Origin of the sequence: Reichenbachiella versicolor, from assembly GCF_003171675.1 — a bacterium.
In the GTDB taxonomy this organism is placed as follows: domain Bacteria; phylum Bacteroidota; class Bacteroidia; order Cytophagales; family Cyclobacteriaceae; genus Reichenbachiella; species Reichenbachiella versicolor.
Map to the genome: position 1 here is coordinate 49936 of NZ_QFZQ01000004.1, position 17706 is coordinate 67641.

The 17706-nt window shown below is 36.7% G+C and carries 9 protein-coding genes; all 9 read left to right on the plus strand.

Annotated elements, in window-relative coordinates:
- Nucleotides 1–234: 234 nt before the first annotated feature.
- The 9 genes from DKG80_RS09940 to DKG80_RS09980 all read left to right on the plus strand — a co-directional run bounded on the left by DKG80_RS09940 (nucleotide 235) and on the right by DKG80_RS09980 (nucleotide 17420).
- Nucleotides 235–3351, plus strand: a complete 3117-nt coding sequence (locus tag DKG80_RS09940; protein ID WP_221409100.1) for a SusC/RagA family TonB-linked outer membrane protein — start codon at nucleotides 235–237, stop codon at nucleotides 3349–3351.
- Nucleotides 3352–3362: 11 nt separating this feature from the next.
- Complete coding sequence (locus DKG80_RS09945) at nucleotides 3363–5207, plus strand: RagB/SusD family nutrient uptake outer membrane protein (protein ID WP_162555798.1); 1845 nt, start codon at nucleotides 3363–3365, stop codon at nucleotides 5205–5207.
- Nucleotides 5208–5227: 20 nt separating this feature from the next.
- Nucleotides 5228–6904 (plus strand): SwmB domain-containing protein, encoded by a 1677-nt coding sequence (locus DKG80_RS09950; protein WP_162555799.1) that lies wholly within the window; start codon nucleotides 5228–5230, stop codon nucleotides 6902–6904.
- Between the two features lie 21 nt (nucleotides 6905–6925).
- Complete coding sequence (locus tag DKG80_RS09955; RefSeq protein WP_162555800.1) at nucleotides 6926–7474, plus strand: hypothetical protein; 549 nt, start codon at nucleotides 6926–6928, stop codon at nucleotides 7472–7474.
- Nucleotides 7475–7870: 396 nt separating this feature from the next.
- Entirely contained in the window at nucleotides 7871–9673 is a 1803-nt protein-coding gene (locus DKG80_RS09960; RefSeq protein ID WP_221409101.1) for an alpha-1,3-galactosidase-related protein, read from the plus strand.
- Nucleotides 9674–9724: 51 nt separating this feature from the next.
- Nucleotides 9725–10549 carry a hypothetical protein gene (locus DKG80_RS09965; protein ID WP_162555801.1) on the plus strand — a complete coding sequence of 275 codons (825 nt, stop codon included), beginning with the start codon at nucleotides 9725–9727 and terminating at the stop codon, nucleotides 10547–10549.
- A gap of 24 nt (nucleotides 10550–10573) precedes the next feature.
- Nucleotides 10574–13126, plus strand: coding sequence for a T9SS type A sorting domain-containing protein (locus DKG80_RS09970; RefSeq protein ID WP_109831198.1), 2553 nt, complete (start codon nucleotides 10574–10576; stop codon nucleotides 13124–13126).
- A complete protein-coding gene (locus tag DKG80_RS09975; protein WP_162555802.1) occupies nucleotides 13068–15407 on the plus strand; it encodes a beta-galactosidase in 2340 nt (779 codons plus the stop codon). Before DKG80_RS09970 ends, DKG80_RS09975 begins: the two co-directional genes overlap by 59 nt.
- 144 nt (nucleotides 15408–15551) lie before the next feature.
- Nucleotides 15552–17420 (plus strand): alpha-1,3-galactosidase-related protein, encoded by a 1869-nt coding sequence (locus tag DKG80_RS09980; protein WP_109831200.1) that lies wholly within the window; start codon nucleotides 15552–15554, stop codon nucleotides 17418–17420.
- Nucleotides 17421–17706: the final 286 nt, after the last annotated feature.

The window sequence follows — 17706 nt, forward strand, 5'->3', positions numbered from 1 at the left end:
AATTCAGTGTCTGAGCACTTTTACACACTAGTATTGATCATAATCTATCAATCAATACTGACAATAATATACAAAATCAAAAGGCTATTTGAAAATTAGATACAGCTAGCTGGTCAGCAAAGAAATGTGCTATGCTTTTCTATTGTTAATAGTGAGGTGATATAAGAAAGAAGCCGTACCCCAAAGAGTATTGTGAAATAACTATTACTAGAAAACTGATTAAAAATTAAATGAATGAAGAAAAATTATGAAGAGATGAGCTTTGAACTAAATGACAGCTATCGAGCTCTTTTGATTATGTTCATCGCATTATTAATATCTTTTTCGACGTATGCTCAAGATACTGTGAAAGGTATAGTGACAAGTTCGGATGACGGATATGGGCTGCCGGGAGTAAGTGTAAGAATTAAGGGGTCATCAACGGGAGCTATAACAGATATTGATGGAAAATATTCATTAAAAGCCAACAGTGCAGATGTACTGGTTTTTACTTTCATAGGTATGAAATTAGTTGAGAGACCAGTAGATGCTTCTGTCATTGATGTTGTCTTGGATCCTGATACCAAGATGCTAGAAGAGGTGGTTAAGATTGGATATGGTGAACAAAAGAAAAAAGAGGTTACTGGAGCAGTAGCTAGCGTCAAATCTGAAGATATTACGCGTGTAGTGACTTCCGATCTAGGTAGTGCTATTCAAGGTCAAATCGCTGGAGTAAATGTGACAGCTTCTGGGGCACCTGGAGAAAATTCTCAAATTTTGATTAGAGGTATTTCTTCGCTTCAAGGTAATAATACTCCATTATATGTTGTGGATGGAGTACCTCAAAATGGAGACCCTGGTCTTTCTCCCAATGAGATAGAATCAATAGATGTTCTAAAGGATGCAGCTTCGGCAGCAATATATGGTACAAGAGGTTCTGCAGGTGTGATATTAATCACAACTAAGCAAGGAGAAGAAGGTAGCATGAGAATAAGTGTGAATGGTAGCTATGGCGTGCAAAAAATCACTTCAGGTGTGCCACTTCTTAATGCTCAAGAACAATCCTATGTGGATTTAGTATCACAAAGAGAAGAGGCGGGATCTACTGATAATCAAATAACTTTAGATTTAAGAAGATCTCCAAAAGGTTTTACAAACGACACTAAGTTAGAAGATCTGATTATCGTAGATCATGCTTCGGTACAGGATTACAATGCCAATATATCTGGAGGAAAAGGAGATGTTGTATACAATGTTACCTTAGGTTATTTCAATAAGGAAGGTTCAATTATAAATTCTGAATTTGAGAGATTTAACTCAAGGATAAACACGACATATAAGACAAAGAAGTGGAGGGTTAATGCTAATTTGGGTATTACACTAGAAAATCAGTTGAGTGCTCCGGGCGGAGTGATTGGACAGACAATTAGATATAAACCAACTAATGACGCGCCTGACAGTGATAATATTACAGTACCAGGGACAGGGGGGATAACTCGTCAAAACTGGGTGCTAGAAAGTATTAGTAACACTGATGAAAATAAAAGAGTCAAAACCTATATGAATTATAATGTAGATTATAGCATCATAGATAACTTGACACTATCATCAAGGCTGGGTTTAAGCACTACTAATCAATATAGACTTAGGTTTGACCCCTATCAAGAATTTGTGAATGCATTTGATGGAGAAGTGTTAAGTGATAGAAATAGAGATAGCGGAATCACAAATGATGCAATAAACTTTTTCTCCTATACTTGGGATGCTCGTTTGAACTATACTAAAAGAGTAAACCAGCATAAGTTCAATGCCATTGCAGTTTACAGTGTTGAACAATTTGAACAAGATGCTTTTCAGGCTAATAAAACAGGCGTAGCTAACAACAATATAAAAGCCATTAGTCAGGCAGTAGGAAACCCTGAAGTTACACAACCAGTTTTGGCTTATGTTAATAAGCTAACCGGTTTGTTAGGTAGGTTACAATACGATTATGACAGTAAGTATATACTCAGTGCTAGTGTAAGACGAGACGGGTCATCAAGGTTTGCATCGGGCAATAGATTTGGAGTTTTTCCATCATTGTCGGTAGGTTGGAATGTGTCAGAGGAAGGGTTTTGGAATACGCTGAGTAGTACAGTTAATAACTTCAAGCTGCGAGCTTCATATGGAACCACAGGTAATCAGCGTATTCCTGATTATTCATATTCAGCAGGGATAGTTACAGGCTACGATTATCTATTTGGTTCAGCAGGAAGTCAGACAGTTGCTTTAGGTTCCACACAAGCAGAATATGCTAATGGAGAGGTAAAATGGGAGACTACAGTGCAAAAGAACATTGGTGCTGATTTGGGCTTTTTTGCTAATAAGCTGAGTTTGAATGCTGACTTCTATATTTCCGACAAAGAGGATATGTTATTCCCATACACACTACCTGGTACTGTAGGTACTGGTCGCGTAGGTGCAGGAAATGGTTTGAGAAGAACTGTTTGGCTAAACGTAGGGGATATGGAAAATAGAGGGATGGAGTTAGCTCTTAGTTATCGAGATAATTTTGGAGGGGTTAAGTTTAGTACTAATGCCACATTTACTACTAATAGAAACAAAGTAAAAAAAGTCGAACAGCTAGGAAGTAGGGTGCCAATGAATGATGGTGTGCTAATACCAGGTACATTTAGTGCAGTTTCTCAGGTTACCTATTTAGTACCAGGATATGAAGCCGGAGCATTTATGATATTTGAGACTGATGGCATCATCGATACCGATGAGAAATTAGCAGAGTATAAAAAGATCAACGTAAACGCTAAAAAAGGAGATTTGATATACGTGGATCAGAATGGAGATTATGTCATAGATGAAGATGATCGTGTATATAAGGGAAGTGGACTACCAGATTATGAGATAGGCTTCAATTTTAATTTAGAATACAAAGGTTTTGACTTTTTCATGCAATGGTATGCATCTGTTGGACACGAGATAATGAATGGAGCTAAAGCCAACGCATATGGATATGGAAGGCATAAAGATTTAGTGTCAATGTATTCATTAGGCAACCAAACATCTACAGTTCCTACCTATCGTCAACAAGGAGATAAGCATCCAAACTATGCAGGAGACACTGATTTGTGGTTGGAAGATGGATCTTATTTGAGATTGAGAACGGTGACATTAGGATATACGCTTCCTAATCGAATCACAGACAAAGTAGGTGTCAAGAAGACGCGATTATATGTGTCAGCTCAAAATCCAATAACAATTACTAAATATGAGGGGTATGACCCCGAAATAGGCGGGGGAATTAGCACCAGAGGGTTGGATAGAGGTAACTATCCCGTTACAGCACTTTATTTAGTCGGTTTACAACTCAACCTTTAATCATGAGAAAAATGAATATACTTAATAAAATATTGATCTTTTCAATTGCTAGTACACTCATGATGAGTTGTGGAGAAGAGTGGTTGGAAGAAACGGATCCTAATCGAATTTCTACAGATATCTATTGGGCAAATTTAGATGAGACAGAGACTACTTTAGTTTCGACCTATGCAGCTCTGATGGATGAGAGTGTTCTTTCTATAGAAATAGACGCATGGAGATCAGATATGGGATGGCCTGGATTTGGTCGTCCGATTCCTAATAAAAGTGATTTGTCTCTATGGTACTATCATACTTATAATGCTAGTAATATAGCTATAGATGAAAAGTGGAAGTCAACTTATTTGGTCATTTCAAGAGCTAACCAAACAATTGAAGGCTTAGAAGCATTAATGCAGAATGGAGACATAGTGACTGAAGAGGAAATAGATGAATGGAATATTCAAATGGCTCAAGCAAGATTTCTTCGTGGATTGGCTCATTTTTATTTGCACTCAGCATTTAATAAAGGGTCCATAGTCATAAGAGATGAGGTAGCGAAAACAACTGAGGAGTATAGTAAACCACTATCTACTAGTGAAGAAGTGATTTCTTTCTTTAGAACTGATTTGAGGTTCGCAGAAGAAAATCTTCCTGTAGCTTATGATGAGGGGAATCAAGGTAGAGCTACAAGTGGAGCTGCGGCTACAATTCTTGGTACCAGTTATTTATATGAGGCTGATTATGATTCAGCTATTTTCTTCTTAGAGAAGGTGGAAAATGGCGATGCAGCATATGCATTGGTACGTGATACTGACTTACAGTTTACTACTGCGGGAGAAATGAATGAAGAGTCCATATTTGAAATATCCTATGAAAACGGTGTCTACCCAACTAGATCAGTTTGGGATGGTTGGTCATTAACCAATAGACTAGCACAGTCTCATTCTTCAGATGGTTGGGTCGTTCCTGCTTGGCTTGTATGGAAGTACAAAAAAGAGGAAATGGATACTTTTGATATTCGTAATTATTATACAGTCCTTGATAATAATGGAGCCCCTATTCCAGCCAATGAACCAAGTAGACTAGCACATATAGGCTCGCCTTTAGACTCTATGCTTGTAAGAAATGTGCCTCTTCGTTGTTCGAAAATGATTGCAATTGTAGAAGACGAACAGACCGAATACTATCAGCAACCAAGTGCAACTGAGTCATTACGAAATGCACATCAAGGGTGGGGTTTTGCATATTATAAAAAGTACTCTAATTATGATATTCTTTCAGAAATAACAGAGAGTGATCAGCCAAATGGAGGGGTAAGAGCATCAGGGAAAAATGTCACTGTCAATAGGTTGGCTGATGTTTATCTTATGCTAGCAGAAGCATATTTAGAAAAAGAAGGAAGTGCTGGTCTGGATATGGCATTGATGTATATTAATCGTGTTAGAGAGCGCTGGGGGTTGAAGCTTAGAGGGCAGTCATCTTCATCGTTGGCAGAGTTTAGTTCCAAAACTTACGAAGAGGAGTCCTATACCTATGAAATGCTTAGAGACACATTGAGGTTTATTGAAAAACCACTAGAGATGTCAGTGGAAGGGCATCAGGTTAGGTGGATTGATTTGAGAAGATGGGGAGTGCTTAAAGAGAATTTTGAAAAACTGGCTTCAGAGACATACTATCTTCATGATTATACATTTATCGATTCGAAAGGATCCGATCAGACTAGACTGAGGATGTCTGTGCAGATAGACGCTACTGGGAGTAGTGAATCTTTAGATCATGAATATGAGATCAGTGCACTTAACTTCAATGAAGAAGCACATGCTTATTTTCCCATTCCACTCAGTGAATTACAGTCTAACGCTTCAATCAAATGATCACTTTAAAACAAAAAAAGATGAAAAAAATACATGCATATATTGTATTCCTCTTCGCAATAGTGATGTCTGGTTGCCAAGAGGATGAGTATACTCCACCGAATGAAGTGACTGATGTGTCATGGTATATGAGCGAAGAATTGGTTGAAGATACTTTGCGTGTTTCCTTGAATGATTTTATGTCATTTATGGACTTGTCTCAAGGAGAAGAGTCTCATGAGTGGATTATTGATAAAGGGAATCAGTATTTGTCGGGAAATTTTTTCGGTTCTGATTCATTACATCTATTTGTAAATGAGAAGTTGGACACTTTATCCAATGAACAGACGATTCATGTACTATTTAACAATGCAGGACTGAATAATGTTAGATTACATAATACATATAAAGATTCTGTAAGTTATAATGGTGCTACCCCGTTTCCATCAGAAAGTAGTCAGGGGTCAGATCTATGGACTATTGATACTACTTTCTTAGTTAAGGTTTACGATAACATTTATCCGATTATTGAAATTCAACAAGAGGGTAAAACTATCCTTAAAGTAGACGAAAATGAGTTCCCTAGTTCAGATAGTATAGCCAACTGGCCTATAGTGGAAGTTGAGTCAGGAGATGCTTTGACCTATATAGATAGAACAGTAAAGGGAGAACCGTCTAAGAGGATTTGGGTAGCTTCTGCTCAAGGTAATATTGAGTCTATTGATGAACAATCTACACAGATAATATACTCAGGTATAGGTAAAACAGTTGCAGCTGGGAGATTGATTTTATCCAGAGAAGATCCTCTACCCAAAGCCACAGTTGTTAAGCAAATACCTTTAAGAGTATCCATTGTTAAATCTACTAAGCCATTTGAAATATCAGGAGACGTTAGTTTGGTTGACAACTTAACACTAAGTTTTAATGTGACAGGTATAGTAGAAGATATCCCAACTGAAGAAAAAGACAACTTTGTTGTGCATGTAACGAACGCAGAGGCTGGGTTTGATAGTGAAATAGCAGTCAGTGCTGTATCATTTGATAATAGCACTATTTCTTTGACTTTAGAGAGTCAGGTTTACAATACAGATGTAATTACACTATCTTATATAGGAGGTAATGTTCTTGGGGACAGTGAACGAACTCTTGCATCTTTTGCAGCTACAGATGTGAAAATAGAAGAAGGTGTAAATTTAATTGCCAGTACTTGGGCAGGCTTTGAAGATGTGAATACTAATCAGAGAGCAGCTTTCGCGGCAGGTTATTGGGTTGGAGTATCCAACGACTCATATGTTTTCTATCAACGAGATGAATCAATGAAGTTTGAAGGAACCGCTTCAATGAAGTATTCAAGTGGAGCTACAGGGATTACAGATGTTCGAACGCTACAAGGTGTTAAAATGGGAACATTTAATATTCCTGCGGGCACTTATACTTTTAGTACTATGGTATATCTTGAACCAGGCAATACTATGACAACTTTGAGATGGACTCCGGCAAATTACGCAGGCACAGTGTTCAATTTGGATATAGATATCTCAGGAGTTACTAGAGGTCAGTGGGAAGAAGTATCAGGTGAAATAGACTTAGATGCACCATTAGAAGGAAATGACAGATGGGATTTTAAAGTTGTACCCGCTATAAACCCTGCTGATGCAATAGATCAAGTATTTTATATGGACAACTATTCAGTAGTAGTATTAGAGAAACGTCCTTGACACACTTCAAACTAAAATTAAATGAAACATATATATGTATTATTTGCAGTTTCAGTTATTTGTATGGCTAGCTGTGGAGGTGAAAAAGAATGGCCTGAATCAAATGTAGAAAGTGCTCAAGTTTATTCATTGTCAGACTTTACTGGATATTCAGGTTCACAAGCATTTGATATTTATCTTGAAGATCCAATTTTAATAGAGTTTGCGAGTAATCAAGTATTCAAGTATTTGCCATTTAATTTTGAGGATATGTCAGAGGTAAAGTATGAAATATCAGCAGGTGATACTACTGATGTGTATTATGATTATAATATTACTGCTAGCTACGACAGGTCTCAGGACGTTATTGTGAAAGATGCTTTTGGTCAAATATTAGATGTTGATTCAGTGAATTACCGTACTCTTAAATTGATAATTACCAGAAGCGGAGAAGCTGAAGGAGAATCTTTTGAAGAAGTACAAGTAGAACTGGAAGCACAATCATTTGTATATGGAAGAGATACGATTGAGTCCTCATCAGAGATGGTAAGTTTTACGGCTATTGCCGAAAAGACCAACAGGTATAGATAGAGTTTAATAGACATGTTTTAATCAAAAGCCTCGTTTTTGCATAAAGTCGAGGCTTTTTTTATTATTCTCACAAAAGATTCGGATGAGAAGTGAACATAGTTATAACTGGTAGTGCGCTTGTAACTCAAGAAACCATTAGGAGTGAGGGCAATTTGAGGAAACTTAAAGGAGCAGTTTTTCAAATATCTGACAATATTAAAAAATGGAGAATGGTTCAAATTCTATTGTGTTTACAATTTATTCAAGAGTTCTTGTGATTATTCTTTACAGTAAGTGAAAAGAAACACTACCCGAGACATTCGAGATACTGACAGGTACACCTTTGCTTACAAATTGTTTGATACTTGTGAGTGTTTATGAACTCGATTCAGAGTACTAATATCAATAGATAGTAATATGGTGGGAAGAAAAATATTGATTAGTCTAATAGCATTATTGTTAATTGAAACTATTCAAGCAAAAGACATAGTGAGGTTTTCTCCAAATGAAGGAGACTTTACCAGCGTTGTTCGACAAGCAATAGAAAAAGCAGAAAGTGAGGAGATAAAATTAATTTTCGAAAAAGGTGTTTACTCTTTCAAACCTGATTTAGCATTTGAACAATACATGTCAGTTACGAATCATGAGAATGGTTATAAGAAGATAATATTTCCCTTTCAAGGATTCAAGTCAGTTGAAGTTGAGGGGAATGGATCAGAATTTATATTTAGTGGACAAGTAATGCCGTTTTTGTTTTCAAAATGCGGACAAGTTTCCATGAGTGGATTAAATATTGATTGGAGTACACCATTTACTTTTCAAGGAGAGGTTGTAGCTATTAATCCAGAAGAAGGGTGGAGAGAAATAAAACCTTTCACGGATGGATTTAGCTGGAAACTAAATCGAGGACAGATTGAGTTTCCATTAGTAGACGGATTTAAGTTTTCTTGTTTAGGTAGTACTTTGGCTTTTGATCCGGTATCTACAGCCGTTAGTTATGATGCTAAAGATATCTATAGCAAACCCACTACTGTAGAACGTATGCCCAATGGTAATCTTCGGGTGTATGAAAAACTCAAAAAGTATCCAGCAGTAGGTTCCATACTTAATTCAAAAGGACCCAAAGGTGAAAACAGATATGCCCCTGCTATACACGTTATATCCTCCAGTAATATTAATATCGATCGAGTAGTAATACACCATGCATTAGGTATGGGGTTTTTAGCAGAGCGATCAGATACTTTTACACTCACCAATTCAGGAGTATATGTAAGAGAAGGAAGTGATCGAGTTGTTTCGATCATTGCAGATGCGACCCATTTTTGCAATATGAAGGGACACGTATTGATCGAAAATTGTCGATTTGAGCATATGTTAGACGATGGTACAAATGTTCATGGTACCTACGTTACCATTGATAAAGTCCTGAACGACCATCAGGTAAGAATATCACTAGAACACTTTCAACAAACAGGGTTTGAATTTGCAGATCAAGGAGACGAGTTATGGTTTATTCATGAACCCAGCCCTGACCGAATGGAAGTGAATACGGTGATGGACGTAAAGGTTATCAATTCAAAGTATTCAGTTTTGACTTTCAAAAACAAACTTCAACCTGAAACGAAAAAAGGAGATGTACTTGAAAACAAAACATGGAACCCAACTTTTACTATGCGAGGTTGTACTATTCAGAATCACAGAGCAAGAAATATAGTACTTAAATCTCCTCTTAAAACAATAATCGAAAACAATACATTATCATCAATGATGGCCTCTATTTTGTTCAGAGGAGAGACTTATTATTGGTTTGAGTCTGGTCAAGTAGGAGATGTGTTGATTAGGAATAATACTTTCATAGACTGTGTACAAGGCGGAAGTGAGCAAGCAGTATTTTATGTCACACCACGATTAGGTAAACATTTTAATAGTAAGGCTATCTATGATCGAAATATTGTGATTGAAGACAATAATATTCGAACCTTCAATAATCGTATAGTTTGGGCCGATCGTACAGCTGGAATAGTTATTCGAAACAATGATATTGTACAAACAAAGGATCTACAAGTACGATTTCCAGAAGCACCAACCTTTCAGTTTGATAATTGTGAGGATATTTTAATTGAAGGGAATACTTACATCGGAGACAATAATAATATGATTAGAGCCGACGAAAAATCTTCTAAATCTATCAAAATCAAAAAGAATAAAGGGATCCATTAAATGATTCAAATTGAAATAATATAATTCCATGTTAACAAAACTAATAATACTATGAAAAGATTATATGTACTTATAATGATGTTAATATCCACCTTAGGGGTAGTCAGAGCAGAAGAAGTTGTTGATCCTGAGATTAAAAAACTAATTCTCAAAGATGCTAAGTCGAGATTGAAGATAGACGAAGTCGTATCATTGGAAAGAAAAATATGGGGAGTATATTGGTTACGTGTTAAGTGTAAGACGCAGTTTGGTTCAAGTACCTCGGTTGATGTACTTTATGACACCGATAAAGTTTGGGGGCAAACTAAATACAACCTTTTAAAGAAAGACATAGAAGGATCAGAACTACAAACAGTCATCGCCAGAGACAGTTTGTCAAAATATCGGCAATTGATCTTTATAGAATCAGATTTTTACCAGCCCTACTATAGTGTTAAGATGCCTGGAGGGAAGTATTTTTTCTATAGTTCAGACTTGAAAACTTTATCACACGGCTATCTGGATAACTGCAAGTTGACAAACAAAGTTGTCATGGATATGAATGAGAGGTTGATCGATCCAGTAGTTATTAGAGGATGGCGGGGAGCTGAAGGTATGAGCACTTTTGAGATCACTGCAGATACACACAATGGATATACGAATATGGGTCAAATTCAGTATGATGAGTCGGATGAATGGTTTAAAACCAGTTATTACATGAATGATTACTTTAAGTTACCCTTAGAGTTACTCATGTACGTCAATGATAATGGAGGGCTTGAAAAGTTCGAAAAAATAACGCAAGTAATAAATCGAACAGGAACGGTTTATTGGGTACATATCAATAGTAATGCTATAAAGTTGGATCAAGATTTAAACAAACTAGCTTCTCAATAATTATACAAATAAATAAGACTAGCTATGGATTTTCAACCGCTTTTTAGACTGGTTTGTTTGATAAGTATTTATTTGAACTTGAGTATTAACTTATACGCACAGACACTTACAGAAAAAGCAACCACTAGCATAGAGGAATATAAGTTGCTGATAGAAGAAGCTCAGTTACAAGGTATAGATGTTCTCCGTGATAGATTGACCATAAGAACAGCAGAAGTATTTTTAGAATTTGCTGCATATGATCAAGACAATGTATCTAAAAATGAGATAGACTTTTCTATTGTCCAACCCTACAAAGACAATGCCTCAGAAATGGCAAACCTACTTCCTGATTGGGAACGTCAGAATGTCATCAATATGTTGGAATCTGGAATAAAAGAACTACAGGCTGTCATTAAGGGAGAAGTGGTGAGAAAGACTACTCCAAATGTCGATTGGCATCAGGCTTTTCTAGATGGGGATCAAATTACCTATCAAGGCAGACCCGTTTTTTTAGCAGACTGGACATGGAAGCCCTCAATCGATAAGTTAAAAGAATTTCATGGTCAGCAAGATGGTTACTTCTTACCTCTATCAGTAGTAAATAACAAAAGCGGTAAAATTACCCCTTGGGTATTAAATAACCTCAGTAGTAAACCTGATGGTAGTTTGGGGTTTGTTTTCTTCAATCACAGATCAGTTCCGGATTGGGCTAAGTTGGAGTATGGAGATCAATTCGAAATTCGCAATAGCGCAAGATACACAGAGTACGATATAGATCATCCTGGAGCTCGCGAGATGATGGGGTTTCTCATAGACGGGACAGTCCCAGATATGATAGGGAAGAAGTACAGAGAGCTAGGATATATGCTTTGTAATGAACCTCATTTTTATACAACAAAAACCGGTAGTAAACTCGATTGGGCCAGCAGCATTGTCTCTACGTTTACTATTGATAAGTTTAAAAATTGGTTATCTACACAGCATGAGACTATAGCAGACCTGAATCTATTATGGGGAACTAGTTTTAGCAGTTTTGATGATGTAACAATCGAAATCCCTATAGATCGATCCAATATTGGTAAACCGATGTGGTATGATTGGGTATTATTCAATCAATACCGTGTCACAAACTGGTATCAATTTATAAAGGATCGAATTCTCTCCCACGATCCAGAAGGTCTAGTTCATCTTAAAGTGATGCCTAATCTATGGACGGAAAATACCAGAGGGCATGGTATAGATATGGAAGCCCTTACAAGGATGAGCGGTATAATAGGAAACGACGCAGGTGCATTATATAATCATATGTTTAAGACAGAAGAATGGATGGATCATTATGCATTTGATTGGAGAGAGATGTCAATGGGACACGATTTCTATAAGTCCATTAGTCCTCAAAAAATAATGTACAACACAGAAGCACATTACTTGTCCACCGTAAGATCGAGAGATTTATATCAGAACCCCAAATACAGTCGTGCTACATATTGGCTAGCTCATACACAAGGAATGACAGCCTCACAGACATGGTATTGGTCCAGAAGAGAGGACGGTAGTCCTAGAAATGATAAAGACAAAGGTTACGCAGGGTCAAACAATCAACAGCCATGGGTTACCAATGAGGTACACAAAACCATAATGGATCTAAACTCCTTTTCAGAGGAAATCATGGCATACCAACGTCAGCGGAAGCCTATAAGGATTTACTATACAAAGGCTTCAGCAATTAATAAGGCAAAACACATGGATGACCTATTCGAGTTATATGAAGACCTATTTTTTGAAGGTATTCCACTTGGTTTTGCTACACAAGGAATATTGGAAAATGAAAATCAAGCAGATTGGGACGTTATCCTAGTATATAAGACAGAGTACGCTACCCGAGCAGATATTGAAGTATTACAAAAATACATAGACAAGGGTGGGAAGGTAATTCTAGATGGAGAAAGTCTCAAAAAAGATGAATATGGAAGGTCAAGATCTAATTCAATTATTGGAGCTAGTAATGTAAATGGGAGAGATGCGGTTAAATCTTCTGCATTACAAATAGTTGAAGAAAAAGGCCTCACCCCAAAGGTATTGTTGAAAGAGACAAATAGTATTGGAGTATCAGGTTGTACATGGAAGATTATTGAAAATGGACAAGGGAAGTACGTAGTATCTATAGTTAACTTAGGAAAAACAGAAGCAGAAATCGATTTGACAATAAAAGATGCTATCAACGGAACACAGATAATCAATATGTTAGACGGCACATCTATACCTAAAACATTTTCCATGAAACCCTATGATGTCAAGTTCTTGGAGGTACAAGATGCTTCGAATACTACTACAGCTGTGGAAACAAAAAAAACTCAAAAGATCAGTATCTCTCCCAATCCAGTGACTGGAGATTGGGTTGAGATCAAGTTACCAGCTATTAGAAAAAAGATAGAGATAGAAATGATAGACCTTTTAGGAAAAGTAGTATTTCGACATGAAGATAAGCTTAAAGAAGTGATTATACTGAACAAGAGTAGGTTTCAAAATGGAATGTATGCTATCAGAGTTCGTACTGAAACAGAACAGGAAAGTCACATTATTCGAATTGACTAATACAAAGGATAAGAAAAGCATGAAGGGACAAATCTTCGGTATAATACTAATGTTGGCATTGGTAGTACCAGAGTTATCAGCCAGCAAATTAGAAAGTGAAGCGTACAAAAAAATCGATCAGCTCAATACCCTTATCAAAAAAGCTGAAAAAGAGAAGATCGATGTATTAAGAGAGAAAATGACAGTCCGTACGGCAGAAGTTTTCTTAGAGTATGCAGAATGGGATGAGCAAAACTTAGACATCAATATAAAAGAATTTAAGTCTGTAGCAGAATATAAGAACAAGTCCGAAGAGGTAGCTAAGTTACTTCCTGACTTTGAAAGGCAGGAAGTAATTAAAATGTTAGATGAGTCCATTGATTTTTTGAACCAATTGATCAAAGGAGAAGTAAGTAGAAAACAAACCCCAAATGTTGATTGGTCCCAGTCATCTCACCAAGGAGATCAGATCACCTTTGACAATAGACCAGTATTTTTAGCTGACTGGACATGGAAACCTCGTATAGAAAGGCTCACTGAATATCATGGAAATCAAGACGGCTTTTTTATTTCTCCATCTCAGATTCAGAATGAACATGGTAGCATCAAACCAAAAGTAATTAACGAATTAAAGTCTAAACCCAATGGTTCACTAGGTTTTATATTTATCAATCATAAAGGAACTCCGAACTGGGCCAAGAAGAAGTACGGAGAAGAATTCGAAATAGCTAAAAATGTACGCTATACCGAGTACGATATAGATAACCCAGGAGCAAGAGAAATGATGGGTTATTTGCTAGAAGCTACAGTTCCAAAAATGGCTAATAAGAAATTCTCAGAGTTAGGATATATGCTATGCAACGAGCCACATTTTTATACCTCTAAAAAAGGAGATAAACTAGATTGGGCAAGTGGACCAGTATCAAGTTATACCAAAGAAAAATTTAGAGATTGGTTATCAAAAAAGCATAAGTCAATCGACTCTCTCAACACACTCTGGAAAACTTATTTTAGCAGTTTTAATTCAGTAGATATAGAAATTCCAATAGATCAATCATTATTAGGTACCCCAATGTGGTACGATTGGACCACTTTCAATATGTATCGTGTATCAGACTGGTATATGTTCATGAAAGAAAAAATTAAAATGCTAGATCCAAATGCCAAAGTACACCTCAAGGTAATGCCCAACCTGTGGACAGAAAATAACAGAGGAAGTGGAATAGATATGGAAGCCCTGACCCGTATGAGTGATATCATAGGTAATGACTGTGCCGCAGAATACAACCATATGTGGAAAAAGCAAGAATGGATGGAACATTATCAATACGACTGGAGAGAGTTATCTATGTCTCATGATTTTTTTAAGTCAGTAAGTCCCAATAAAATAATGTACAACACTGAAGGACATTATCTAAGTACAGTAAGATCAAGAGACTTGTATCAAAACTCACAATATGTCAGGTCGACCTACTGGTTGGCCTTAACCAGTGGAATGACGGCCACCCAAACTTGGTTTTGGGCAAGGCGAGAAGGCGGGAGCATTCGAAAACAATCAGGAAATGGATACGCAGGGTCCAATAATCAACAACCTAGAGTAGTCAATGAAGTACATCGAACCTTCATGGATGCCAATGCCTATGCAGAGGAAGTCATGGCTATGCAGAGATTACGCAAACCAATTAGAATTTATTATACCAAAGCATCAGCAGTCAATAAAAAAGCACATATGGATGATGTCTTTGAACTATATGAAGCTTTAAACTTCGAAGGAGTTCCATTAGGGTTTATGACACATGGCATCATAGAAGAACAAAGCCCTAATGCATGGGATGTTGTAGCAATTTATAAAACCCCTTACGTTAAAGCTGAAGACATCACAGCAGTACAATCCTATATAGATGCAGGAGGAAAAGTATTTATTGACGAAGAAAGTTTTAAAATGGATCAATACGGCCGTGCCATTAAAGGTTTACAAGGAGCGACGTTAATCAAAAACTTAGCATCAATGAAGATCGCAATACTAGCTGAAGTAGATAAAAAAGGTAGTATGCCTAGTATTTCTTTAACCGAAACACCAGCAGATAACATAAAAGGATGTACATGGAAAACTATTGAGAATCAGGAAGGAAATCACGTAGTCTCAATAGTAAATCTAGGCAAAACCGAAGCCTCCCTTAAGCTTCAGCTGAAAGGTGCAAATAGCATAACGCTTAAAAACTTATGGGATGGCACTAAGCTCAATTCTGAATTTGTAATACAGCCATATGAAACAAAATTTATTGAAGTAAAGCCTCAATAAGTTTTCTCTAGGTAAGAAAGATTTGTTAAGACCAGCGTCATCTATATCAGATATCTACCTAGTATTCAGGTTGACTTTTTGAATAGACTATATGAAGTAGGAAAGGACAGTTCGTATCAAGTTATAAATCATAACAACTCAATCATGACGCTCCCGAAGCACGTAATTCTAATATTAACATTGATTTCTTGTATTCAATCGAAAGGATCTATCGAGCTATACTTTGATACTAGAATAGCAGACGATGCCACGCCTACAGTACTTAGAAAGATAATGGCAGGCAGAGACTCAGGTATCTCCAAGATTACATTTGAGAAAGGGATTTACCATTTCTATCCAGACAAAGCGTTAGAGTATTATATGCATATCTCAAATCATAATGACGTCAATATTCGTACAGCTTTTCCTATCGAAAAAATAGAGAACATCACCATAGACGGACAGGACTCTAAATTTATTTTTCATGGACGAATGGTGCCATTTTTGATTGATCATTGTAAAAATGTGACATTAAAAAATATCACTATAGACTGGGAGCAGTCATTTCATAGTGAAGCAATTGTTGTTGCCAATGATTTGCAGAAAAAAACTTTTGATATAAAGATACCTCAAGAATATCCCTATGAGATAAGAAATGGTCAGTTGATTTTCATCAAAGAATATTACGAACATACCATAGGACAAACAATACTCTATGACCCAGTACGAAAAGCCATATCGTTTAACACAGAATCCTACACCCCATTGACCATTTATGATCGAAATATTACTCAAAGAAACGTCAATAATATAAAATATAAATACGAAAGAGACCTGAGAGGTCCCGAAATGAAAGTCATAGGTTCACAAAACCGGCTAATCGTAGAAGAATTAGAACCAAGTCTTGTAAGAATAGTAGGACACAAGAAGAAAATGCCAGAAGTAGGCAAAATACTAGTCTGTAAAGGAGAACAAAAAGACAATCGACTAGCCCCAGCCATACGAGTCACATTTACAGATCAGCTTCATATTAGTAATATGACAGTACATCACGCAGGAGGTATGGGGTTAATCGCAGAGAACTCTTCCAACCTGTATCTGGACAAATTCAATGTAGTCCCTTCCCAAGGTAGAATGGTGTCAACAACGGCCGACGCTACACATTTTGTAGGTTGTAGAGGGAAAGTAGAACTCACCAACTGTACTTTTCATCAGCAACTCGATGACGCCACCAACGTGCACGGAACCTACCAGAAAGTAATAGATGTACTTAATAAGAATCAACTAGGAGTCAGAATGGGGCACTATCAGCAGCAAGCGTTTGTGATAGGAAAACAAGGCGATGCTATAGGGCTAGTTAGATTAGAGGAATCCTTTTTTCCGTATGAAAAGCTAACCCTACAAAGGGTGCAAAAAATTAACTCAAGATATCAAATACTAACCTTTAAAGAAGAAATTCCCAAAAGCATACAATCAGGAGACCTCATAGAAAACCTAGACGCATATCCAGAAGTATTAATAGAGAATTGTGATATCAGCAGAAATAGAGCAAGAGGGGTGTTGCTCTCATCACCTAAAAAGACAATAATTCGAAATAACTTCTTTGGATCAGAGATGGAAGCAATTTTAATTCCAGTAGAGAGTAATCACTGGTATGAATCAGGAAGCGCTGTAGATTTAACAATAGATGGCAACACTTTTCAAGATTGTTTACACAGTGGTCAAAACAGAGGGGTTATTAGACTCGTGACAGATGATCATAACAAAAATATAGCCTTCAAGAATATCAAAATTATCAATAATACATTCAATCACTTTGACAACTATATATTAGAAATCAATAATACAGATAGCCTACTTGTACAAGGAAATACATTTACAGACTCCCAAACCTTTCCCTCTCTATACCCAGAAAATCCAGTTCTACGGATAAGGAACTCTAAGAATATTACTCTCAGAAACAATAAGTATATAGGCAGCGCACAAAATATTCTAGACACCGATGAACCAAATAAAGCATTAAAATTTCAGTAGTATTATTTATTACCTCTAGGTGAGAAAATTTCCGAGAACACATTTAAACAACCCTTGGCCAGCCGTCATCTACACTTTTTAGAATTAGAGAGAATTGTTTCAGAGACATAAGGAATTGCCCCTATCAAATTATCCTGTGGTTCGGTATCCTATGGAAGTAATGCTTAAACCATAAAGTCAATATCCTAAGCCCGAGAAACTAATAAGTATTAGTTTCTTAAGAGTTCGGCCAACAAGACAACTAAATGAAAAAGCATTTATCAATATATCAGGAGTATTCAAATTT

Coding starts and splice junctions, on each gene's coding strand:
- DKG80_RS09940 (WP_221409100.1), top strand. CDS start 235: ATGAAGAAAAATTATGAAGAGATGAGCTTTGAACTAAATGACAGCTAT.
- DKG80_RS09945 (WP_162555798.1), top strand. CDS start 3,363: ATGAATATACTTAATAAAATATTGATCTTTTCAATTGCTAGTACACTC.
- DKG80_RS09950 (WP_162555799.1), top strand. CDS start 5,228: ATGAAAAAAATACATGCATATATTGTATTCCTCTTCGCAATAGTGATG.
- DKG80_RS09955 (WP_162555800.1), top strand. CDS start 6,926: ATGAAACATATATATGTATTATTTGCAGTTTCAGTTATTTGTATGGCT.
- DKG80_RS09960 (WP_221409101.1), top strand. CDS start 7,871: ATGGTGGGAAGAAAAATATTGATTAGTCTAATAGCATTATTGTTAATT.
- DKG80_RS09965 (WP_162555801.1), top strand. CDS start 9,725: ATGAAAAGATTATATGTACTTATAATGATGTTAATATCCACCTTAGGG.
- DKG80_RS09970 (WP_109831198.1), top strand. CDS start 10,574: ATGGATTTTCAACCGCTTTTTAGACTGGTTTGTTTGATAAGTATTTAT.
- DKG80_RS09975 (WP_162555802.1), top strand. CDS start 13,068: ATGCTATCAGAGTTCGTACTGAAACAGAACAGGAAAGTCACATTATTC.
- DKG80_RS09980 (WP_109831200.1), top strand. CDS start 15,552: ATGACGCTCCCGAAGCACGTAATTCTAATATTAACATTGATTTCTTGT.